General features: G+C 31.5%; 21 protein-coding genes. All 21 read right to left on the reverse strand.

Annotation, left to right across the window (positions count from 1 at the left end):
• Positions 1 to 3: 3 nt before the first annotated feature.
• Positions 4 to 2,817: an excinuclease ABC subunit UvrA gene (gene uvrA / locus ACL_RS06665; RefSeq protein ID WP_012243270.1), complete on the reverse strand. Its 2,814-nt coding sequence runs from the start codon at positions 2,815 to 2,817 to the stop codon at positions 4 to 6.
• On the reverse strand, positions 2,810 to 4,789 hold the full coding sequence (gene ligA / locus ACL_RS06670; protein WP_012243271.1) for an NAD-dependent DNA ligase LigA: 1,980 nt from the start codon (positions 4,787 to 4,789) through the stop codon (positions 2,810 to 2,812). Before ligA ends, uvrA begins: the two co-directional genes overlap by 8 nt.
• Before the next feature lie 74 nt (positions 4,790 to 4,863).
• Positions 4,864 to 6,012, reverse strand: a complete 1,149-nt coding sequence (locus tag ACL_RS06675) for an ATP-dependent helicase (protein ID WP_012243272.1) — start codon at positions 6,010 to 6,012, stop codon at positions 4,864 to 4,866.
• A gap of 104 nt (positions 6,013 to 6,116) precedes the next feature.
• Positions 6,117 to 10,040 carry an InlB B-repeat-containing protein gene (locus tag ACL_RS06680; protein WP_012243273.1) on the reverse strand — a complete coding sequence of 1,308 codons (3,924 nt, stop codon included), beginning with the start codon at positions 10,038 to 10,040 and terminating at the stop codon, positions 6,117 to 6,119.
• Positions 10,041 to 10,193: 153 nt separating this feature from the next.
• Positions 10,194 to 12,305 carry a UvrD-helicase domain-containing protein gene (locus ACL_RS06685; RefSeq protein WP_012243274.1) on the reverse strand — a complete coding sequence of 704 codons (2,112 nt, stop codon included), beginning with the start codon at positions 12,303 to 12,305 and terminating at the stop codon, positions 10,194 to 10,196.
• A gap of 1 nt (position 12,306) precedes the next feature.
• Positions 12,307 to 13,935, reverse strand: coding sequence for a glutamine--tRNA ligase/YqeY domain fusion protein (locus ACL_RS06690; RefSeq protein WP_012243275.1), 1,629 nt, complete (start codon positions 13,933 to 13,935; stop codon positions 12,307 to 12,309).
• A gap of 280 nt (positions 13,936 to 14,215) precedes the next feature.
• On the reverse strand, positions 14,216 to 15,871 hold the full coding sequence (locus ACL_RS06695) for a hypothetical protein (RefSeq protein WP_012243276.1): 1,656 nt from the start codon (positions 15,869 to 15,871) through the stop codon (positions 14,216 to 14,218).
• 70 nt (positions 15,872 to 15,941) lie between these two features.
• Entirely contained in the window at positions 15,942 to 16,937 is a 996-nt protein-coding gene (gene tsaD / locus ACL_RS06700) for a tRNA (adenosine(37)-N6)-threonylcarbamoyltransferase complex transferase subunit TsaD (protein WP_012243277.1), read from the reverse strand.
• The gene (gene rimI / locus ACL_RS06705) at positions 16,937 to 17,368 is read right to left on the reverse strand and encodes a ribosomal protein S18-alanine N-acetyltransferase (RefSeq protein WP_012243278.1); all 432 of its coding nucleotides are present in this window, start codon (positions 17,366 to 17,368) and stop codon (positions 16,937 to 16,939) included. The genes tsaD and rimI overlap by 1 nt, the downstream gene beginning before the upstream one ends.
• Positions 17,343 to 17,936 (reverse strand): tRNA (adenosine(37)-N6)-threonylcarbamoyltransferase complex dimerization subunit type 1 TsaB, encoded by a 594-nt coding sequence (gene tsaB, locus ACL_RS06710; protein ID WP_012243279.1) that lies wholly within the window; start codon positions 17,934 to 17,936, stop codon positions 17,343 to 17,345. The genes rimI and tsaB overlap by 26 nt, the downstream gene beginning before the upstream one ends.
• A complete protein-coding gene (tsaE, locus tag ACL_RS06715; RefSeq protein WP_012243280.1) occupies positions 17,933 to 18,379 on the reverse strand; it encodes a tRNA (adenosine(37)-N6)-threonylcarbamoyltransferase complex ATPase subunit type 1 TsaE in 447 nt (148 codons plus the stop codon). Before tsaE ends, tsaB begins: the two co-directional genes overlap by 4 nt.
• A complete protein-coding gene (locus ACL_RS06720; RefSeq protein ID WP_012243281.1) occupies positions 18,376 to 19,647 on the reverse strand; it encodes a glucose-6-phosphate isomerase in 1,272 nt (423 codons plus the stop codon). The genes tsaE and ACL_RS06720 overlap by 4 nt, the downstream gene beginning before the upstream one ends.
• The gene (locus ACL_RS06725) at positions 19,640 to 19,978 is read right to left on the reverse strand and encodes a S1 RNA-binding domain-containing protein (protein ID WP_012243282.1); all 339 of its coding nucleotides are present in this window, start codon (positions 19,976 to 19,978) and stop codon (positions 19,640 to 19,642) included. The genes ACL_RS06720 and ACL_RS06725 overlap by 8 nt, the downstream gene beginning before the upstream one ends.
• A gap of 177 nt (positions 19,979 to 20,155) precedes the next feature.
• On the reverse strand, positions 20,156 to 20,707 hold the full coding sequence (locus tag ACL_RS06730) for a hypothetical protein (RefSeq protein ID WP_012243283.1): 552 nt from the start codon (positions 20,705 to 20,707) through the stop codon (positions 20,156 to 20,158).
• Complete coding sequence (locus ACL_RS06735; protein ID WP_158298329.1) at positions 20,704 to 21,438, reverse strand: DegV family protein; 735 nt, start codon at positions 21,436 to 21,438, stop codon at positions 20,704 to 20,706. Before ACL_RS06735 ends, ACL_RS06730 begins: the two co-directional genes overlap by 4 nt.
• Before the next feature lie 79 nt (positions 21,439 to 21,517).
• Positions 21,518 to 21,979, reverse strand: a complete 462-nt coding sequence (locus ACL_RS06740) for a divergent PAP2 family protein (RefSeq protein WP_012243285.1) — start codon at positions 21,977 to 21,979, stop codon at positions 21,518 to 21,520.
• A gap of 1 nt (position 21,980) precedes the next feature.
• Positions 21,981 to 22,214 carry a NifU family protein gene (locus tag ACL_RS06745; protein ID WP_012243286.1) on the reverse strand — a complete coding sequence of 78 codons (234 nt, stop codon included), beginning with the start codon at positions 22,212 to 22,214 and terminating at the stop codon, positions 21,981 to 21,983.
• A 34-nt stretch (positions 22,215 to 22,248) separates the two neighbouring features.
• The gene (locus ACL_RS06750) at positions 22,249 to 22,533 is read right to left on the reverse strand and encodes a YutD family protein (RefSeq protein ID WP_012243287.1); all 285 of its coding nucleotides are present in this window, start codon (positions 22,531 to 22,533) and stop codon (positions 22,249 to 22,251) included.
• Between the two features lie 13 nt (positions 22,534 to 22,546).
• On the reverse strand, positions 22,547 to 23,065 hold the full coding sequence (locus tag ACL_RS06755; protein WP_012243288.1) for a 5-formyltetrahydrofolate cyclo-ligase: 519 nt from the start codon (positions 23,063 to 23,065) through the stop codon (positions 22,547 to 22,549).
• A 5-nt stretch (positions 23,066 to 23,070) separates the two neighbouring features.
• Entirely contained in the window at positions 23,071 to 24,654 is a 1,584-nt protein-coding gene (locus ACL_RS06760; RefSeq protein WP_012243289.1) for a GGDEF domain-containing protein, read from the reverse strand.
• Positions 24,655 to 24,663: 9 nt separating this feature from the next.
• Positions 24,664 to 24,834, reverse strand: a complete 171-nt coding sequence (locus ACL_RS07480; protein ID WP_012243290.1) for a hypothetical protein — start codon at positions 24,832 to 24,834, stop codon at positions 24,664 to 24,666.
• Positions 24,835 to 24,840: the final 6 nt, after the last annotated feature.

A 24,840-nucleotide genomic window follows, 5' to 3' on the forward strand; every position in this document is an offset into this window, starting at 1 on the left:
TCCTTATAATAAATCTTTTAAATATCTTCCAGTATAACTATTCATATTTTTAGCTAACTCTTCTGGTGTACCCATACCTACAATATAACCACCTGCTTGACCACCATCTGGACCTAAGTCGATAATATGGTCTGCATTCTTGATCACATCTAAGTTATGCTCTATGACAACCATAGTTGCTCCTTGGTCTACAATTCTGTGTAATACGCTTACTAAGCGTTTTACGTCATCTGTATGTAGTCCGGTTGTAGGTTCATCTAGAATAAATAATGTTTTAGATGTAATACGTTTATAGAGTTCTGATGCAAGTTTCACACGTTGTGCCTCACCACCAGATAAGGTTGGTGCGGATTGTCCTAACCTAATGTAACCTAAACCTACATCTTGAATGGTCTTTAGTTTATCATAAATCTTAGGATGGTTTTCAAAGAAACTTACAGCTTCATCAATTGTCATATCTAATACATCAGCAACAGACTTACCACGGTATTTTATTTGAAGGGTTTCATGATTATATCTTGTGCCTCCACAAACCTCACATGGTACATAAACATCTGGTAAGAAGTGCATACTAATTTTAATCACACCATCACCGCTACAATGTTCACAACGTCCACCACGTACGTTAAATGAAAATCTGCCCTTTTTATAACCGCGCATCTTAGCTTCATTGGTAAGTGCGAAGACATCTCTAATGTCATCAAATACACCCGTATATGTTGCAGGGTTACTTCTTGGGTTATAGCCGATTGGGGATTGTGATATTTCTATAATTTTATCAATATAACCATAGTCTTGAATCATATCATGTCGTCCTGCTAATTCTTTAGAACGATATAATTTTTGTCGAAGTCCTTTTAATAAAATTTCATTCACTAATGTAGACTTACCACTACCAGATACTCCTGTAACAAGTGTTAACTTAGATAATGGTATAGCAACCGAAATATCTTTTAGATTATTTTCTTTAGCACCAATAATCATGATATCTTTTCCGTTACCTTTACGTCTTACCTTAGGTACTTCTACTTTAAGTTCACCTTTTAAATATTTACCAGTTAAACTGTTTGGATTATCCATAACTTCTTGTGGGGTTCCAGCAGCCATAATAAGTCCACCGTGTTCACCAGCATATGGTCCAATATCGACTAAATAATCAGATTCTAACATGGTGTCATGATCGTGTTCTACAACAATTAAAGTATTACCAAGATCTCTCATTTTTTTAAGTGAGTTGATAAGTCTTTCATTATCTTTTTGATGTAAACCAATACTTGGTTCATCTAAGACATATAATACACCTGAAAGTTTTGAACCAATTTGAGTAGCTAATCGAATACGTTGTGCCTCACCACCTGAAAGGGTGGCTGCACCACGTGCTAGATTTAAGTAGCCTAATCCTACATCATCTAAGAAGATAAGGCGGTGACCAATTTCTTCAAGTAATAGTTTTGAAATTTGTTGTTGTTCGTTGTTTAAATCGAGATTAAAAATTAAATCTTTGAGTTCTTCGACTGGTTTATCCATCATTTCGCTAATATTTAATTTTTTAATCTTTACAGATAATGCCGCTTCATTTAAACGGTGTCCCTTACATACAGGACAAGTAGATTCAGACATAAAGGATTCAATCCATTTACGAATCCAATCGGATGTGGTTTCAATATATCTTCTGTTTAAGTTTTCAATAATCCCTTCAAACTTAACACGTTTTTCATGACGTCTACCGCTATTAGATACTAAACTAAATTCAATTTTTTCTTTTGTACCATAAAGGATAATATCTAACTTATCTTCTGGTATTTCTCTAATTGGTTGGTAAGGATCAATACCATAGTGTGCACACACAGTTTCAATTTCTTGAATGTTTAAGTTATTTTCATCTGCGTGACGATAAGGAATAATACCACCATCAAGTAATCCTTTTTCAGGATTAACAACTAATTCTTTAGCAACTTCCATTTTTAGTCCTAAACCATTACAGTGTGGACAAGCACCAATTGGTGTATTAAATGAAAATAATCTAGGTTCTAGTTCAGGTATTGTAAAATCACTGCCCTCACAAAAGAAGCGCTCACTAAAATCAATTACTTCATGTTCGTTTACGATGATTCGAGTTTTACCTTCACCAAATTTAGCAGCCATCTCCATAGCATCATATACTCTAGATCTAATACCTTCTTTAATGACTAATCTATCAATGACTACTGCAATATCATGAAATTTATTTTTATCTAATGTTTCCATCTCTTCAATTAAGTGTACTTGACCATCGACCCAAACACGCGTAAAGCCTTCTTTTAACCAGCTAGCTAATTTTTCTTTATGTGTGCCTTTTTGTCTATTAATTGTAGGTGCTACAATAATTACCTTAGAATTTTCAGGTAGTTTTAAAACACGAAGTGTCATTTCTTCGATGGTTTGTTTGGTTACAGGTGTATCAGATCCCGGACAATACGGAACCCCTACACGAGCGTATAGTAATCTAAAGTAATCATAGATCTCAGTTACCGTACCAACTGTAGATCTTGGGTTATTAGACGTTGTTCTTTGGTCAATTGAAATACTTGGTGATAAACCTTCTATTGAGTCAACATCCGGTTTTTCATAGTTACCTAAAAACTGTCTAGCATAACTAGATAACGACTCCATATAGCGTCTTTGACCTTCTTGATAGATCGTGTCAAATGCTAAACTTGACTTACCACTACCAGAAACACCAGTCATAACAACCAGTTTGTTTTTAGGAATATCTAAGTCTATATTTTTTAAATTATTTTCTCTTGCGCCTTTAATGCGTAACCAATCATTATTCATTAATCTTCACCTTGAATGTAGCCTCATCCATAACTTCTATACCCAGTTCTAATGCTTTGGTCAGTTTAGAACCAGCCTCTTTACCTGCTAAAACATAATCTGTCTTTTTAGAAACAGATCCACTAACCTTGCCACCTAATTTTTCAATGATATCACTTGCCTCAGTTCTTGAAAAATCATCTAACGTACCTGTAACAACAAATGTCTTACCATTAAATGGATGTGTTGTAACAACATCTATTTTGTAAGTCATTTGTAGTCCTAAGTTTTTTAATTCTTCTAACATATGTTGGTTTGATTCATTAGAAAAATAAGTTGTTACACTATCTGCAATTTCTGGACCAATATCAGGTATTTGAATTAAATCCTCATACTTCGCATCAGCTAATAACGTGATGGATGGATAATGATTTAATAATGTTTTAGCTACTTTGGCACCTACATTCTTAATACCCAATCCAAAGATAAGTCTATCTAAGGTTTGCATCTTAGATGCTTCAATGGCATTAAGCAGTTTTTCTACCTTCTTTTTACCAAATCCAGGTAGTTCTTCTAATTGATCTTTAAAGGTATGTAATTTATAGATATCTGGTATGGTTTGAAGATAGGTTTGGTCATGTAAGAGTTCAACAACTTTTTCTCCTAATGTATCAATATCCATAGCAGCTCTACTTGCAAAATGAATAAGCCCAAATACATTTTTACCTGGACAATTATCATTTGCACAATAATAGTCTGCTTCACCTTGTTTTCTAACTAAATTAGATTCACAGGCTGGACAATGTTTAACCATTTCAAATGGTGCTTGATTGGTTCTACTACCTAGTACAACTTCAATCACCTCAGGTATAATTTCACCTGCTTTATGAACTAATACTTGATCATCAATTCGAATGTCTTTATTTAATATATAATCTTCGTTATGTAGTGTAGCTCTAGATACTAAAGAACCTGATATAAATACTGGTGTTAATACAGCCACCGGTGTAATTACACCAGTACGCCCTACTTGAAAGATAATATCTTCAACTTTAGTAATTTGTTTTTCAGCCTCAAACTTATATGCGCCTGCATACTTAGGATATTTAGCCGTGTAACCAATCGTTTCATAATGTTCAAACTGATTGACTTTAATAACTACACCATCTGTATCATAAGGTAATGTTTTTCTTAAAATGTCATAGTTATCAATAGCATCTGATAATGCATCTAAATTATCAACAAGTTTATAATGAGGATTTACTGGAAAACCTAGTTCTGATAAAAACTCTAAGGTTTCTTTTTGTGTGCTATTAAAATTACTTGCACCTACTACAGTGTAGGTAAAGAGATCCAACCTTCTTTTAGCAACCACTTTAGAATCTAGTTGTCTGACTGTACCGGCTGCTGCATTTCTAGGATTTACAAATAAATCTAGATTGCTATTAGCACGTTCTAAATTCACTTCTTTAAATGTCTTATGAGACATATAAATTTCACCACGTACTTCAATATCTAAAGGTTTAGATAATTGTAGTGGTAAGGTTTTAATGGTCTTAACATTTTCAGTAATATCTTCACCCACCACACCATTACCACGAGTCGCTGCCTTTTTAAATATACCTTTTTCATAAATAAGCGTTACTGCTAAACCATCTATTTTAAGCTCTGTTGTAAAACTAGTGTTTGGTATAACTTTTTGAATTCTATCATAAAAGACCTTTAACTCTTCTTTGTTAAAGATATTAGATAAACTCATCATTGGTACCGTATGTGTATGCTTTTTAAAGGCATCTAAAACAACACCACCAATTTTTTTAGTTGGAGATGTTTCATCATCATATTCTGGATATTTAGTTTCAAGTTCAATCAATTCACGCATTAATCCATCATAGACAAAATCACTAATAATCGGTTGATCTTTTGTATGATATAGGTAGTTTGCTTCATTGATTTGTTTTCTTAGCTCTTTGATTCTAGTCTGTATGTCCATAATTATCACCTTTAGATTATTATACCACGAGGCCGCCTGTGTCATGAATATTTTAGCAGGACAATACGGTAATTTTACACATACTTTATTTTCATATTTGTATTTCTTATAAATGTTGTTTTCATAGTTGAAAACATAAATAAGTAGTCCATAGCACGTGTCATACCAACAAACAATAACCTTCTTTCTTCTTCTGTATTTTTATAAATATTTATTTTATCATAAGGAAGGTCTTCTATTCCAACAATAAATACAGCCCTAAATTCAAGACCTTTAGATTCATGGAAGCTTAAAAATCTAACACTAAATAAATAATGTCTTTTAAGTAGTTGTTTTAAGTAAGCTATTTGATAATGATTTCTAAATAAAATAACTGCATCAAATAATTTATATTTTTTAATTAAATTGATAATCTCTTCATACAGTCTATCCTTGTTACCAACATAAGTTATAGGTACATGACTCTTATCTTTAATACCAATTAATCGCTTTTTATAGCGATTCATGTTTTTCTTGATGAGTTTGTTAGATACTTCTAGAATCCATGGATTTGACCGGTAATTCATTTCTAACTTCAGTAATTTTGCAGCGTAATCTTTGATATATTTACCGATAAGTTCTACTCTCGCACCCCTAAATGCATAAATAGATTGGTCAGGGTCTCCTACTGCAAATATATGTACACCTTCTTTAAACATCCTCTTTAGGAGTTCATATTGTAGTAGATTGGTATCTTGAAACTCATCTATAAATATATGTTTAAATGGATGATTACCCATATACGGAAATGCTTCAATCATTAGGTCATCAAAATCTAGTAAGTTACGTGTATTTAAGTACGCCTCATATGTATCATATATTTTGGGTTTCTTACTTGTTTTTAAACTATTTTTATAAGTTGCAACCTTAAGTACCTCATCCGGACTAAATTCATTATTATACTCAAATACTTGAAATATTTTATGACTACTTAAGACCTGGTAACAATACCCATGAAAGGTGTGCGTTGCTACATCATAGCCTTTAAGTCTTTCTTTCATCTCATCGGTTGCTTTATTGGTAAATGTAATACATAAGATTTCATTTGGATCCACTCCATTTAAAATCAACCGCTTAATTCTTTCCACAATAACTCTAGTTTTTCCACTACCAGCACCTGCAATTAAAAATATACATCTTTCATTAGATGTTACTGCAAGTTCTTGTTCTTTATTTAATAACACGTTTATACCTCCTTTAATTTTATAGTAGATATAACATGCTAAAAATACTTTTATAAAGTAAAAACCACAATCAAAATTAAAGATTGTGGCTTATGTTTAAATATTTATGCGACTGAAACTGTTAGAGTAACATTTTCAGAACTATTATTAAATAAGGATGCAACTGTTAAAGAAACGTTGATTTTACCACCTTGATTCCATGAGTAAGTATTTAAGTTTAATGTACCACTTGTAAGTAGGTCACTTTGCTTAATGGAACCATTACCTGGAATTGAGTTGTTTTTATCTGCTTCTAAGATTTGATTGATGAAACTTGAAGCACCTTCGTTATTATTTCTAAAGTATTCTCCCCAAAATACCGGGTTAGATGTAAGTCTTGCATCAATATGATACACTACAATACCCGCATTACTTGGAATATATTCTAATCCCGAATGTGCACTATATAATCCGTTTGGTGTATAGAACATAACAAGTAAATATTCGTCAAATGCATTACCATCATTTAAATCACTTGAGTTAAACGGAATTAATAATGTACTGTTTAAACCATCTGTATCTGTTGAGTAACTATCAAGTGTTACTTGATAAGTTCCTTTTTGAGCTACAAGTGGTTGTAACCAACCAAATACTAATTTATTAAATGGACCATGATCACCTGCATTATAATCCATCATGTCAAATCCACCCATTGGTCCATATTGGTTGTTGCCTTCATATGGATAGAAATCTACTATACCCATTAAGTGACCAAGTTCATGAATGTATGTTTCACTGTTTAATATGAGATCACTATTTCCTGGTAATGCATCATTCATGAAATCATAACTTGCCCAGAAATAGTATTCAAAGTTTTTACCATCTAATTCACTAACGCTACCAACGATATCTGGGTTAGATACATATACCCAAGCCCACCATGGATCCACATCATAATTGTAATCAGTTGAATAAATAAAGATGATTGAATCAATGACACCGTCATTATTAGAGTCATATTTACTAAAATCAATTGTACTATCAAGTGCTGTTAATGCATCTAAAATAGCATACTGATCACCATCTTGACCTTTACCTTCATAGAAGGCTTTCACATTGCTTGTTACGTGTTTATCTAAGATATCAAAATTTAAATCAAGTAAACCAAAACTACTCTTATAGTAATAACTTGAAACACTTTCCCAACCTGTATCTAGACTTGTACCATTAAATACTTTATCTAGTTTGGTTTTATAACTTGCTTCAAATGGTACATTTTGAATTTCAACTGGTACAACTAGCACATCATATGTACCAGTTGAAGGTAAACCTGACATACCAAATTGAGAAACTTCGTATTCATTAATGGATTGACGTTTTGAAAGTGTTTCTAAAACAACATCGTCCATTACCGCATCAAATTGGTAGATATACACTTCTAAACTTTCAGTACCTTTAATGATGTACATTGCATATGCTAAATCATCATTGACAACATATACATAAACATCATGTCCTCTTACTAAGGATAAGTCATCATTTTTTTCAAATGATTTGTTTAATATGAGGTTGATGTAGGATGTGTATAAAGTGTTTACATCTAAAGTTGTTGAACCAACAACTTTAAAGGATTTGTCACTTACTTTAGTTACTTTTAAATTAGTTAGATCTGCAAAATCAGGCATATAAGTATTGAAATCTAAATCATCAAACTTAGCTTCTAAATCAGTTACCACGTCACTCCATAATTCATAAACTGGAGCTGGTGCATTTCCCGTTAATAAATTCACATTAAAGATCATGAATTGACCACCGTTAGATGTAGCACCTGTACCTTGGAATAACAATCTAAACTTAGATGCATTAATACCAGAAATAGTAATTAGTGTTTTACTTGAAGCAATTTGGCTGTAGAAATTTCCACCAGCTAAATCTGTCCAAACACCATTATTAAATACTTGTAGTTTAGCACCTGCTAAGTTTGGACTAAAGCCTGTTCTTCCTTGTATTTCAAAACTCATTGTATCAATTAAGTTACCTAGTGCATCTATTTCTAGATATACTGTTGGGTTTGCATTTCCACTTACATTAGCTGCAAAAATCTTACCCAATGATAAACCACCTGGTGCGGTTTGAGTAATATTTGCTATATGACTTGCTTTTACGATTACCTTATTTGTGTTGTTAGCAAAATTTAGTGTAACATCAATATTATTTCTATAACTTCCGTCTAAAGTACTTGTTGTATCTTGAACATTAAAGCTATAATACTCACCTATTTCAGGTTCAACTGGATCTACCGGTGTAGTACCTGCTTTATCCCCATAAATAGCTAAACCAAATACGGTTAGACCAGGATATGTTTCTTCATCAATGAAGATATATGCAAAATAGTCACCTAGTTTATACGCGTCTTCTGTTGCATCATATGCTAAACTACCGCTAAGTAGTGCATCATATGCATCAGCATCTGCATCTAACCATGTAAAGATATCCACATAGACTTCAACATATGTTTCATCACTTAAGTCAGTAATTAGTACATCTTCTGAAACAATTGCCGGTAATAATGCGTAAATATCAAATCCAAAAATGCCATTTAATTCATCTTTATCAAAAGGAGCTCCAACCGGATCGACTGGATCAACCGGTGTAGTACCTGCTTTATCCCCATAAATAGCTAAACCAAATACGGTTAGACCAGGATATGTTTCTTCATCAATGAAGATATATGCAAAATAGTCACCTAGTTTATACGCGTCTTCTGTTGCATCATATGCTAAACTACCGCTAAGTAGTGCATCATATGCATCAGCATCTGCATCTAACCATGTAAAGATATCCACATAGACTTCAATATATGTTTCATCACTTAAGTCAGTAATTAGTACATCCTCTGAAATAATTGCCGGTAATAAAGCGTAAATATCAAATCCAAAAATACCGTTTAATTCATCTTTATCAAAAGGAGCTCCAACCGGATCCACTGGATCAACTGGTGTTTCATCTTCTAAATATTGATATATTCCAATACCATAAATAATTGAACCAGGAACAATCTCATCATCTGCATAAAGATAAATAAATAGTTCTCCTAATATATATGCATCTTCTAAGGCATCATAAGTTAATAAATTTTCTAATAAGGCATCATAAGCCATTAAATCAGATTCTGTCCAATCAAAAACATCGATATAGACATCATTAAATAAGTCGTTTGAGTTATCAATCACTTCATAATCGCTTGTTACAATTTCAGGAATTAATGCATATACATCAAGTCCAAAAATACTGTTAAGTAATGCTGGATTAAAAGTTGTTCCAGAAGTAATTGGAACTTCTTTAAATTGTGCAACATAAACTATATCTGCTGTGGCTGCTACAACTGCCTTATCCCAACCAGTAAACTCAAATGTATGTGTAAGTGTTGCTTCCTTTGTTGGTGTTTGACCAGTATATGCAGGTACTACCCCTGATGCAACTTCTACCGTTTGTAAAACCGCGTTATCATGGTTTTTAAAGCTAATTTCGAAAGTTTCTACTTCCCCTAAATTTTCCCACTTAGCGTAAAAACTCTTATGTTCTGTAGAACCGACTTCTACTTTATCTACAAAACTTGCTTCAGTATTTGATATAGACCATCCTAAGAATTTAAATCCCTCTTTAGTAGGCGTTAATAAATTGACTTCATCTAGTATTGTAAACTTGGATACTTGTTCAGGATGAATCACACCACCATCTAGGTGTAATGTAATTGTATATTCAGTGATTGTCCATTTTGCATATAATGTCACTGAACTTGTAATATCAGTTGATAATTTAGAACCTTCATTTAAATCACTTTCTAAATACCAACTATTAAAAGTATATCCTGATTTTTCAGGTACTACTTTTTCAATCTCTGCTAAAGCATAACTTTTTTCAAACTCAATGGCTTGAATATCATTTCCACCATTGGTTTCAAAAACAATTTTATAAGCAGTTAATTCTGTACACGCTATTAACACGAGTGTCATCAATAACGTAAAGATGATGCTAATTTTCTTCATAAAATTCTCTCTTTCTTATGTAAATAATTTATGCGTAACAGTTATAATAGCATGTTTAATCGAACTTGTAAACGAAACTAATTTCAAACATACTTAAAAAGATAAAAATTCATAAAAATAAGCATGCGATTTTTTCTAATCGCATGCTTAATTTCAGTTTTTCTTAATACTTGGATGTGACTCTAATAATTGTTTAATACCATGAGGCATACTAAATGCGATTGTTGCAATATCTTTATCTACACTCACTACAATACCTTTACCAAATACTTGGTGTGTGACACTATCACCAGGTTTTAGGTAGTTACTACTTGTTGATTGTTGTGGTGTGTAGTTACCCTTTTTAGTAAAGACTTCTTGTTCAGGCATCATTTCTTTTAAGAACCTAGATGGTCTTGGATAAATTAATGCGCCATATAATAATCTTTTCTCACTACGGGTTAAGTAAAGTCTTTCTTTAGCTCTTGTAACACCTACATAGGCGATACGTCTTTCTTCTTCTAGTTCATTTAAGTCCATAAAGGATTGACTTGAAGGGAAAATTTGTTCTTCCATAACCGTCATAAATACCACTTTAAATTCTAAGCCTTTAACTTGGTGGAAGGTTGAGAGTACTACTGCATCACTGACCTTATTTCTATCAAGGTCACTATAAAGTGCAATTTGATCTAAAAGCTGCATGAGCTTTTCAAGGAAGGTTCCCTCATAATAGGCTTCAGCTTGAACAAATGGGTTCTTTAATTCTTTAATGTATTCAATACGTTCTTCTGAGTATTCATCTTTATCCGTTTCAAGCATTTGATTATAGCCTGTTTTATAGGCTACATAATCCACTACTTTGCCTAACTCAGTAAAGTTTTGAAAGTCAAATTTCATTTCTAAAATTAGGGTTTTAAACTCAAGTAGGGACTGTTTTGTTTTACCGGATATATCAAATGAATCAATGGCATCAAACATCGACATGTTATGTTCTTTCGCATAACTTTGAAGTTTGTTTAATGTAGTTGGTCCAATAGCTCTTCTTGGTGTATTAATAATACGCATTAAATAAAAGTCTAAGTTAGGATCTACAACTAATCTAATGTAGGCTAGAATATCTTTAATTTCTTTTCTTTGATAAAAAGATATACCACCATATAACACATAAGGAATATTGTATTTCATGAAGACGTCTTCAAAACTTCTACTTAAGGCATTATTTCTATATAAAATAGCAATATCAGAATATTTATAACCACCATCTTTGATAAGTGTTTCAATTTCATTGGCAATCATTTGAGCTTCGTTTAAATCGCTTTGTGCTGACCAGATAAATGGTTTTAAACCATTTCCCAAATCTGTTTCAAGTGATTTTGAAAAGGGTCTATTTTTATTGCTAGTAATTAACTTATTAGCAAACTTTAATATTTCTTTAGTTGATCTATAGTTTAAGTCTAGAACAATCTCTGCTTTACTACCGTCTTCATTTTTAAAGTCATTTAAAAAGAATTTGGCATTATCATAGTTTGCACCACGAAAGGCGTAGATTGATTGATCAGGGTCCCCTACCACAAATAGATTTTTTTGCTTTCCCGCAAGTAGTTTCATCATTTTATACTGTAGATGGTCTGTATCTTGGAACTCATCGACTAAAATAAAGTTAAATTTGTTTTGATAGTACTCTAATATATGTTGATGTTCATCAAATAACTTATAGGTAAGTATTTGAAGATCATCAAAATCTAGTAAATTATTGGTGATGAGCTCATGTGTATATTTTTCTAATACCAATCTTTCATTCGCATTATCAAAATAATCGATATTTAGATGCTTAAATAAAGATATTTTATGTCTTATAGCGTTTGCTTTATAAGATTTAGTGTCTAGGTTTAAATCTTTAATAATCTTTCTAACCATCGCTTTAGCATCATCTTCATCGATGATGTTAAAGTTAACGGTATAACCCATTTTTAGATGTTCAATATCTCTTCTTAAGACTTTGACGCCAAACGCGTGGAATGTATATATCCATGTATTTGTCGCATAAGGTCCAGCCATTTCAACGATACGTTCTTTCATTTCTCTGGCTGCTTTATTGGTAAATGTTACCGCTAAGATACTATCTGGGGCTACGCCTAGTTCTTCAATTAAATATGCAATTCTAGTGGTTAGTGTTCTAGTTTTACCGGTACCGGCACCTGCAACGACAAAAAGAGGGCCACTTATATGGGTGGCCGCCTTCTTTTGTTGTGGGTTTAATTGTTCTAACCAATTAGTCATCTTCATATTATTTATAACTTTTCTTAAGCGCTACAATTTCATTAAATATGTATTTATTATCGTTATTGTAGTAACAGTTGAAATATCCATTTCTAATGAATTGGAATTTTTCTTCATGTAATACATCTTTTAAGCTACCTTCAATAAAACCTTGTTTTACTGCTAAGGATTCTGTGTTAAATCTTTCTTCTAATGGTAGTGAACTATCATTTTTAAGTAGTTGACCAAAGAAGTTAAAAGTTGCAGGAATTGCTGTTGTTGCTTCTACAAAATGAATGGTCCCATCAGGTTTTCTTTCACTAAAACCAGAACCTGATAATGTCGCTACATCATAAGTTGCAAGTATTTCTGTAATATTACCTTCACTATCTTTAACTACATCATTTGCTTGAATAAAGTATGTATGGAATAATCTAACTTCTCTACCTAAAGATAGACGTTTGTACTTCTTATCAGGTCTTTCTTCTAAGAAGTCTTCTCTATCAATATAGATGTGTTTAGAAAATGCTATTTTTCTGCTACCTAGTGATTCATTTTCACTGTGGAACGGTACATCAAAATATTCAATTTTGTCTTCTGGATAGTTTGTAATTGTAACTTTAATCGGATCAATGACTGCAAATGCACGTTTAGCACGCATATTCAAATCATCTCTAACAAATGATTCAAGCATGTCCAGTTCGACTTCACTATTTACTTTACCTAATCCAGTTGCCAAAATAAACGCTCTAATAGCTTCTTTGGTATAACCTTTTTTACGTAAACCAGAAAGTGTTGGCATTCTAGGATCATCCCAACCAGTTACTAGTTTAGAATCTACAAGTTGTTTTAAATATCTTTTTGACATGACTGTATTTTCAATACCTAAACGTCCAAACTCGATTTGTCTAGGAACTAAAGGCATTTCAGTTTCTTTAACAACCCAGTCATATAATGGTCTATGGTCTTCAAACTCTAAAGAACATAAAGAGTGTGTAATACCCTCAATGGCATCCTCAATCGGATGAGCATAGTCATACATAGGATAAATCTTCCATTTATCTTTAGTATTATGATGTGTTGCAAAATTGATTCTGTATAAAACAGGATCACGCATATTCATGTTTGAACTTGTCATATCAATTTTTGCACGAAGTACTTTGGAACCTTCTGGATATTTTCCTTCTTCCATTTCTTCAAATAATTTCAAGTTTTCTTCAACAGTTCTATTTCTATAAGGAGACTCAATACCCGGTGTGACAACATCGCCTCTTGTTTTAGATATTTCTTCAGCAGTTTGATCATCTACGTAAGCTAAACCTTTTTTAATTAGTAACTTAGCACGTTCAAACATTTCTGTAAAATAATCACTTGCAAAATAAATAGCTGAAGGTTCATAACCTAACCATCTAACATCACGTTCGATTGCTTCTACATATATCGAATCTTCCTTAGATGGATTCGTATCATCATATCTAAGATTTGTTTTTCCGTTAAACACTTTAGCGAGTTCAAAGTTAGTAATAATTGCTCTAGCATGACCAATATGTAAAAAACCATTTGGTTCTGGCGGAAAGCGTGTGATAATCTCTTTATGTTTGCCCGTTTCTAAATCATTTTCCATAATTGTTTTTATAAAATTTGATTGATTTTCCATATATTTCACCTCTTCATAATCTTCAAGTTCATGCATCATTCTAAATCTTTTAATTTATTAATTTTGTTAATTTAAATCGTCATTTAATACATCATCATTTATATCTATTCTAAATAGAATATTTACAACATGATTATACTTATTATATCATATCAAATGGTATAAATTAGTATGTTATCAAGGAAATATTTGAATATTTTAAAGCCTTTATAAATAAAGTGAAGGAACATGTTTTAAAGTCATGTCCCTTCATTTTTTAAATTATTTATTATGGTAGTAATTATGGTAGTAAACTATCTACATCAACTGAAGTGCCTAGTGTTAAATAAAGTGAATTATAGAATGCTTGTTGTTCTTGTGGTGTTAGTGTATTTAATGCATCTAGTAAACCTTCTGTATCGGTTGGATCATTTGTATAAACATCTTCTAATGCAGCATAATCAGGATTTAATAATATTGTAGTTAATGCTGCATCAATTGCATCTTGTAGTTCTGCTAGGATAGCTGCATTAGCGCCTGTAGGCGTTACAACAAATCTTAAGTATTTACCAGAAACAGCTACACTATCCACTGTAGTGGATTGTCCTGCAAAGTTACCCATAAAATCTTTAAGAATAATTTGATTACCAACAATCATTTCGTTTTCACCAACTAGATTTAGTATGGTTGCTACTTTATTGTTTGTAACGGTTGTATCATCGCCAATATGAATCACATCAATTGTAAATACTAAATCTTGTTTATCATCAGATATTGAAGGTATAGATACTAATGTGAAATCTGTTTGGAATACTTTAGATGGATCAGTTTGATTGTAAAGTTTCATAATAATTGTAAAGTGTACTCTATTATCAATAAATCTAGCATATAAAGGTAGTGTTTCTAATACATAGATATTTTCATCAAATTCAAAAGTTTGTGACATATCCATGGATTCACCCACATAGTACTCAATTAATTGATTAAATGTTTCTTCATGCATATCATAATTTAATGAAGATCCACCTGTAATAGATGACAACAACAATGTAGTAAGCTGAGACTCAAACATATTATTTAATTCTGTTTCATCACTGATTTGGTTTGTTGTTTGATAAGGTGTTTCAGTTGAACGCATCTTACCGAGTGCGATACCAATACCACCGACATCTTCACCAAATCCTGAAACTAATAATTCTTCTTCATCTACAAAACCAAGTAGTGCTTCTATCATGAGTCTGTTGGGATCATCTTCTTTGGATATTAAGTTAATTAAGTCTTTTGTGTTGACCCAAATAGATTTTGTTTTTAAATCATAGTTACCAAAACCAGATACTGCGTTTTGAATTAAACCGTTAAGCCCATCTTCTGTAAAACGGCTTACTATAAAGTCAGCTGCATCATACATCCATAAAATTGGCATGTTACCAAACTTAATTTCTTTGATAGTTAATTTATATTGTGTAATCAGTTCGTTATCAACTTCAACTTGTTCGATATTAATATCTAAGTCTAAATAAAGTGTTGTTTGATAATAGATATTAGAAAAACCTGCATCAAGTCCGGCTTCTATTGTAAGACCAGTTTCATTAAACGCTAAGGTTACACCTTTAAAACCACCATTGTTGTTACCAAAGGCAATTGCATATTTTCTAGCATTTAAATCAATGGTTTCATCTGTTTTACCAAAGTCAGGATTTTCAGCTGCATAGATATCTTTTAATGCTGCATTCGCCTCACTACTTGTTAAAACAAAGTCAAATGATAAGGCATTTTCATCAGCAATGAACTCATCTAGTTTGTTGCTGGCAATATCATTAAATGATAAGCCTTCATTTGCACTAAAATCATCTACTGGTGCACTGTATCCTTTGTACATAACTACAAGTACAATCACTGGTGTTAAGACTATGAGTAACAATGCTAACTTAATAACTCTTTTAATCCATTTAAACATATAAATCCCCCCTTAGGTGATTCTATTATATGCGTTTTTTACGTAAATAATATATATATTGCTTATATATTTAGATAAAATTGATTGCAGAACTTCCCTTTAAATAATAATCTTTTAATGCACCCTGTTTCTTAAATTGATAATAGGCTGCAATACCAATCATTGCAGCTTGATCTGTACAATATTTAATACTTGGAGTAAGTATTTCTAAGTCTGTAATACGTTCTTTCATTTTAGTTCTTAAACCCTTATTTGCTGCAACACCGCCTGCAACAACTATTTGTTTAACACCTAAATTATTAGCTGCGTCTTTTGTTTTTTGAACTAATACTTCAGTAACAGATTCTTGGAAAGATGCACAAACATCTTCCACTTTAAAAGGCTCATTTCTTTGTTTCATATTATGTACTAAATTAAGTACAGAACTCTTTAAACCTGAAAATGAGAAATTAAATGGTTCGTTTTTTAAGAAAGGTTTCGGTAAATTATAGATTGCCTCACCTTGATGCGCTAATCTATCAACAACCGGTCCGCCTGGATAACCTAGACCTAACATACGTGCTACCTTATCATAGGCCTCACCTACTGCATCATCTAAAGTTGTACCAAGTAGTTCAATCTCTAAATGATCTTTAACTAATAAAAGTTCTGTATGCCCACCACTAACAAGTAGTGTTAATAAAGGAAACTTCATTTCGCCTTCAATTTGTGCCGCATATATATGTCCTAATAAGTGGTTTACACCCATTAAAGGAATTTGATTAGCATAAGCAAAAGTGGTTGCTGCATTTATTCCAACAAGTAGAGAACCAATTAATCCAGGGCCTTGTGTCACAGCAACTAAATCAATGTCTGATACTTTAATACCTGCATCTTTTATTGCTTTATCAAACATATATAACATAGACTCAATATGCGCACGTGAAGCGATTTCAGGTACTACACCACCGTATGGTTGGTGTATTTTTATTTGTGATAAAACTGCATTAGATAAAACAGTCTTACCGTCTTTTGTAATTGCAACACTTGTTTCATCACAAGATGTTTCAACAGATAAAATTATCATTATTTAACCTCCATGTGCATCATATAGCCATCTTCTTTATCATAATAATTTGGTATAACAGTCACTATTACAGCACCATATTTTTCATAGAAAGCAATTGCTTTTTGGTTACTTACTCTAACCTCTAAGACAAGTGAGTTAACACCACTTGACTTCATTTCTAGTAAAGCATGTTCAAACAGTTGACTACCTATACCTTGTCCTTGATACGGAATATCCACCAAGAAATTTAGGATATCCGCATTTGTATCTATCTGTCTAAAGCTTAAATAACCAATAACTTCGTTGTTTAATGTATAGACATAGATATGTGAAAATTCATTTTCTAATAATTCACTTTTTAGAAAAGAATAACCTAAAGAAGCACCAAATACTTTTTCTTCTAACTGAACTATCTTTTCTAAATCATGAATGACTGCGGTTCTTATCAAGATTCTTCTCCGCTTCTGTTTGTCTTAAGTAATTTGGGATAAGTGAAAATATATCTTCTACTTCTTCTTTTTTATCAATAACAACTCTACCATCAAGCTTAATAGTATCAGGACTTAAAAGAATAAGCATTTCTTTTTCTTCATCAGATAATTCATCTAAATGTCTTACTTTTTCTTCATCTAAAATGATACCTTTTTCAATCGTAGCACTAAAGCCTTGATCATTTCTTGCATCATGCCAAATAAGTGCTTTTTGTTGGTACCCTGAGCTTAAAAATACTAGACTACTTACCTTATAAAGTTTAACACCAGTTGCATAACTTAGCATTTTAGCAGTCATTACACCTACTCTTAAACCTGTATAAGAACCAGGTCCAACACCTACAATAATGCCAGATAAATCTTGCACCTTTAAGTTGTGTGCGTGAAGCACGTGTTCAATCATTGGTACGATATGTGCTTGATGATCTTGTTTACCAAATCTAATATGTTCATCTAGCTTTACTTGGTTATCATAAAGCATAATAATTAAAGCATTTGTTGATGTATCTATAAGTAAGTATTTCATATCTTTTTTATCCAATCTGAGTTTCCATCACTAGTTGATATCTTAATTTCTCTGTCTGTTTCATTTAACCATTTAAGTTCCACTAAGACATGCTTTTGTGGTATTAACTCTTCTACTTGACTCGGCCATTCAATCACTGAAATAGCATCCTCATCTAATATATAATCTTCAAGATCAAAATCTAAACCTATACCGTCCATACGGTATAGGTCTAGATGATTTAGAGTTTTAGTACCTTGATACGTTTTTAAAATCGTAAACGTTGGTGAATTAATGACACTTGTAATACCTAGTGCTTTACCAATACCTTTTGTAAAGGTTGTCTTACCACTAGATAAGTCACCGTTTAAAAGGATTACGTGATACGATTTTGGTAAGTTATCTATTAATTTCTTACCTAATTGAATTGTTTCATTTGCAGATTTGCTTATAAATTGTCTCATTTTTTCCCTAATAATCTAAACATATTTTTCTTGTAAGCTTCAACACCTGGTTGGTCAAATGGGTTTACCTCTAAAAGGTAAGCACTCATAGCACATGCAATTTCAAAGAAATATACTAAATAACCAAAGTGATATGCATCCATTTTATCGATCGTGATAACAATATTTGGTACGCCGCCATCAATATGAGCTTCCTTAGTACCTAAGAATGCTTGTTCATTCACATAAGATATTTCTTTTCCAGCAATGTAATTTAATTTATCTAAATCTTCTTCTACAAAAGGAATAGATAGTTTATCTGTCTTTTTAACATTTAAAACTGTTTCAAAAATGATACGATTACCATCTTGAATTTGTTGACCTAAAGAGTGTAGGTCTGTAGTAAAGGATGCAGAGTGTACTAATAAACCTTTTCCACCTTTACCTTCGGATTCACCAAATAATTGTTTCCACCATTCAGCAAAAAATGCTAAACGTGGTTCATAGTTAATTAAATACTCCACATCTTTACCAGATTGATTTAATAAAAATCTAGTCACTGCATAAAGATATGCTTTGTTTTTCTTTAAACTTGGATCTTGAGCATCATGATATGCATCCTGTGCACCCTTGATCATTTTTTCAACATCTATACCTACAAAAACAAAAGGTAGTAAACCAACAGCGGATAATACAGAAAAACGTCCACCCACATTATCTTCAATCACAAATCTTTCATAACCCTCATTGATTGCTAATTGGTATAAAGAACCACGTGCCTTATCTGTTGTTGCAAAAATTCTTTTTCTAGCTTCTTTGACACCATATTTATTTTCAATATGTGCCTTTAGTAATCTAAATGCTACTGCTGGTTCTGTTGTTGTACCTGATTTTGAAATCACGTTAATGACATAGTTTTTCTTGTTTAAGTATTTAAGTAAATGTTTTAAGTAATTTGCAGATAAATGATGTCCTGCAAAAATGAGTTCTGGTTTTTGTTTTTTAAATGGTGTCTTTAAAAATTCATATCCAGCTTTAGCGCCTAAATAAGAACCACCAATCCCAATAACAACAATCGCGTCAACATTTTTATGTTGTTCTTTTAACTTATAAATACGATCTAATTCTTCTTTATCATACGTTAAAGGTAAATCTAACCATCCTAAAAAATCATTACCTAACCCAGACTTATTTTGAATGACATCATGTAATTCATTCACTTGATCTTGTAAACTAAAAACATTCGTTTTAAGAAATTTCTTAGCATCTTTTATATCTAATTTAATCATTTTTTAACGCCTCTTTCTTTGCTTTAACCCATTCATCTAATTTTTCTTCTATTGATCTAAATCCAATTTTAATATCTACTTTTTCCATCACTTTAGAGTTCACTAAAAGTGCACGCTTATACGACAGTTGTAACTTTTGATTTTTATCATCAAAATCTAAAATAACTGCATATATTTCATCACCGATATTAAATAGTTTAGTTATATCTTGAACAAACCTGTCTGATATCTCAGAGATGTGTATAAGTCCTTGATAGTTCTCATATTCTACAAAGACACCATAGGGTTGTATTCCAGTAACTTTACATAAGATACGTTCATTTTTTTGCATAAAATAACCCCTAATATTTTCAGTTTATTATATCATTATTATGCTTTTACATAAAGTAATGATGATGTGAAAACGTATGATTATTTCAATTATGTTAATTTTTAAAGAAAAAGGTAGAAGATAACGCCCTTTATGGTTTATCTTCTACCTTTATTATATTTAAATATAAATACTGAGTTATTCTATATTTTTATGTCGTAACCATGTATAGGTTAGAATCGCTAACGGAATAATCATTTTGGATATAAATCCAATGAAAACATAAGTAATCTCAAGTGGATTTCCAATTAACGGTAACTTTAAATATAAATAGAGTTGATAACCAACCATTAAGATCGTTGGAATCACTAATATAGATACTAATATATTTTCATTTCTTCTATAAAAATTACCTTGGTAATACATCATTGAAAACTTATATATACCTACATAAAGTAAGATAACAACAGCCACATCAAACATTAAGTCTGTATTAAAATTAGAAATTAATACAGGAAAGACCTGAATCATCGAAAATATCATATTTACAATAAGCCAAACCCCTGCAAGTAACAACATACGCTTTGAGTTGTAGTTATGTTCTAAATAAAGTGCACCTAAAAATAAAAGTGTTGATAAACTACTAGAAATAACTAAGAGACTTCCTACAAGTGCTGATGTAAAAAGTACATAAGAAAGTTCTATGATAAATAATGTAAACATTATCCATTGTCTTTTAGTAAGTGTCATAAATCCATCTCCTCATAATAACCTAAATATACACCATACATATCATCACCAAAATAAGTCGTCACCTGAGAACTTACCTCTCCATATAAAGTGATATTTAAATCTTTGTTTTTTGTATAGAGTTCATGTTGTAAAAGCTTTGCTTTTGCACCGTATTTACCACTATATACAAATATATTGATTTTATCTTTAAAACCTTTAAATCCTAATATTTGATGATATAAAATATCGATGATATGTTTTTGCTTATACATTACTTGTTTAACTTCATAGTTGTTTGATGATACAACAAGGTAGCCTACTACCCACGGGCTCAGTAAATTTTGAAACCAGGATCTAGTTTCTTTGTATCTAGGGTTTGTTGTTACTACTATGGTCATACCTTTATCTACTTGTACTTTAAGTAGTTCTTTAATTTTTTGGTATGTATAATTTTTACTGATCCAAATTTTAATACACATCGATAAATAATAGATACCTGGACCAAAGGTATGTGCATCGATAATATCTACTTTAATATCTTTAAGTATATCTTTGGCAAGTATGGCATTTTCATAACTTCTAGTCATCTTCTTACTAGAAGTTATAATGAGTATATTATAAATACCTGAATCATTCAATGCTTTTATTTTATCAATGTAATCTTTAGGGTTTGCTAACTTTTGAATACCCATATTGGATATATTTAGGTCAATTTTAATCACTTCGGTCTCAATAAAAGATAAAGACACGTCAGACGCATCTTTAAAAATGTTTTGTATTTTTTGCTTATCTAAAATTGAGTCTAAAATTATCCCTATTTTGCTCATATTACTTAAATATAAAGAAGCCAATCACACCAATAAATGCACCTAGTAAGATGCCCACTAAAACTTCTTTTGGTTTGTGACCAAGTTTTTCTTTTAGCTTCTTTTCTTCAATATCGATATTTTCAATCATGTTTAATCTATATTTAATAATATTTAACTCCATAGCGTGTTTACTTGCTTCTAGTCTGATACCCATGGAATCATGAATAACAACTAATGCTATGACAAATGAAATAGCAAAGCCAATACTTAATGTACCTTGGTTATGATAATCAAACATACCAATCGATACAAATAAAGCTGTAACAAGTGCGCTATGACTAGATGGCATACCGCCAGTAGAAATTAAAATACTTTCATTTAATTTTCTATTTATTAAGCCATCAATAAAAAACTTACTCACCTGAGCAATTAACATGGCTGATATGGATATAATTAGAACTGCTTCAGGTACTGTAAACATATTATACTGTCACCACTGCAATAATACCGGGAACATTTTCCAGCATCATTGTTTCTATACCTTGTTTCAAGGTAATATCAATTGCAGCACATCCGTCGCATGCGCCACCCATTTTAACGTAGACGATACCATCTTCTATATTGACGAGTTCAATATCGCCGCCGTCTCTTTGAATATATGGTCTTACTCTTTTAATAATTTGACCTACTTGTTCAGTCATTACTTCTATACTCATTCTACAATGCTCCTTTTTTTAAACTACACAACTATTATACTTTAGTTTCAACCGGTTTTACTCTTTTAAGAACGAAAAAAGGGCAATTATGGTTACAAGATTCATTAATATAGTCTGGGATTTTTTTATAACCATTTGTTCCTTTAGGATCTTGGCTAAAACCTCTAAGTCTTAATTTATCACTTGCAATATCTCCAACGATATATGTATAACGATCAAATGCGACATCTACATAACGTTCTTGAAATTTAACGATGTCAAATGCATCTCTGTAATTTTTAAGTAGTTCGAAATTTCCTACTTCTGTTTCAATCATCATTTTTATTTTCTTCCTAACCCTTAAAGTAGGTATCTAATGGCACATCATGAGCTTGTGGTTCAAAAGATACTTCTTCTTGTTCATAAATTATACCAATTTTATATGGATTTTGATAAACTTTGAAAAATTTATCATAATATCCTTTTCCATAACCTAATCTGTAATTGGTTTTAGTCATACCAAGTGCAGGAACGATGATCACTTCAAGTTTTGAAGTGATATCAAATCCATAACTTGGTTCTGATACACCAAAGTGTGATTTTTTGAGTTCTATTGTTTTGTCTACTTGTAAAAACTGTATTTTATCATTTACTATTTTTGGATAGGCAAATATTTTGTCAGGATATTTTTCTATTAACGGTGTTAAATCCATTTCATTTTGAGTTGGATAAAAAATACCTACAAAATCAGCCTTTAAGAAGTGTTCTTCTTCGCTTAGCATATCCATTACTTTTTTACTTGATTGTAATCTTTGTTCTTGACTTATCCCAAGTCGTGCTTCAATGATTTGTTTTCTTAGTACTTTTTTCATATACGCTACTTGATGTCATTAAAATAACATCCTTGCCCCCTATACTGTGGTAATTGAGCAGTTTTTAATGCTAAAGATGCATTTTGGAATAGATCCTGTGCATTAACTGCATCATCATACATCTGTGCTACACCTACAAATACTTCAAGCTCTGCAGTAATTGAACCATATTCAATGGTCATGTTTAAATGGTTTTCTTCTGCCTTGATACCTTTATAAAGTGAAGCCATTTTTCTTTGGTCTGTAATGGTTAAAACAAATTCTAATCCGGATAATCTGTAAAGATCTGAACTTTCTGTAACAAAGGTTTGTTTAAGTTTAGAGATATATTGTCCCATCAACATATTTCCCACTTCTCTGCCATACATCTCATTGATTTTAGGTATATTTTTTAGGTTAATAATTGCTAGTTGGAAAGGTCTTGTTGTTTTAATTAATGCTTTTAGATCGGGTAGTATATAGTTTTCATCTTTTATGGTATCAAGTATTTCAATACCGGTTTTTCTAAAGTGTTTAGAATGCATCGGTGTCATAATACCCATGATCACTGCATTTTGTTTATCTTCAAATAAACGTTTACCTTTTTCTTTAATCCACATAGATTGACCATCTACTAATAATCTATAGCTTACGGAGTAGCTTGCTTTATTAGGTGTAAGGTCATTTGTAACTTGTAGGTATTTTTTGATATCATCTGCATCAATTAAAGCTCTATAGTCATCTACATTTAAAATGTTAGATGGTAGTTTCAATTGATCTCTTACGATATCATTAACCCAAATTGTTTTTTCATCTAAATCTATATAGAATAGACCATCTTCTGATAACTCTAGCGTTGCTATAAATTTATGTCTAATACTTTCAAGTTCGTAGTCTACTTTTTTAAGCTCTCTTTCAACAACCATTAATGCTTCATCGGTTTTCTTTTCACCCACACACATACGTCCTCTATATTTACCGAGTGCAAAGAGTGGTTGCATATTTAAATGAAGTATGACGGTTTCTCCGTTGAAGTTTAAGAAGTGTAGTTCTTGATCTTCACTATCGTTTGCTTTAACAGTTTTTTTGTAATCATTATAATATTTTTCAATGGTTCGATTATTAACATCTTCGCCATTTAGTTTGGTAAAACGGATTTTTGTACCAAATACGGAAAACAACTTTTTACCAACAACATCTGCTTTATCTAAATTAAGTTCTCTTAGAAGTGATATGGATATATCTTTAATACGTTCTTTATGGTCGACTACATAATAGACATTCCATTTGGTATTTTTAACACCCTTTATAAAGAGTTGATATTGACTTGCATTTGTAATTGCATTTCTAAATGTATTGTAAAGAGAAATTAAAAAGACGAAATACGTAAAGTATAGGTAGATGACATAACCCAATAACCAATCTTCATTGGTAACAATGCGCGTTTCATAAATAAAGAATAAAACAATAAAGATTGCAATATTAATAAACGAGAAGGTTAATCTATTTTTTAATACATTTTCTTTTAATATCGATTCAGTTACTACAAATACCACAATGAAAAATGCGATAATAAGGCCAAATATTGGATGTTGTGCGTATGCTAACATAATCTTTACCTATAATACTGGTTGAACATATATCATGAACATAATAAAGACTGTTACGATAAATGCTACAACGTAAATTAGCCACTCATGGCGGTCAAAGAATTTAACAACTGTTTCTGCAAATCCTCTAGATCCTAGATATCTAATTGGTTCTACTAAGAATTTTAAAAATGATTTCATTAGATC

Source organism: Acholeplasma laidlawii PG-8A (assembly GCF_000018785.1).
GTDB lineage: Bacteria > Bacillota_I > Bacilli_A > Acholeplasmatales > Acholeplasmataceae > Acholeplasma > Acholeplasma laidlawii.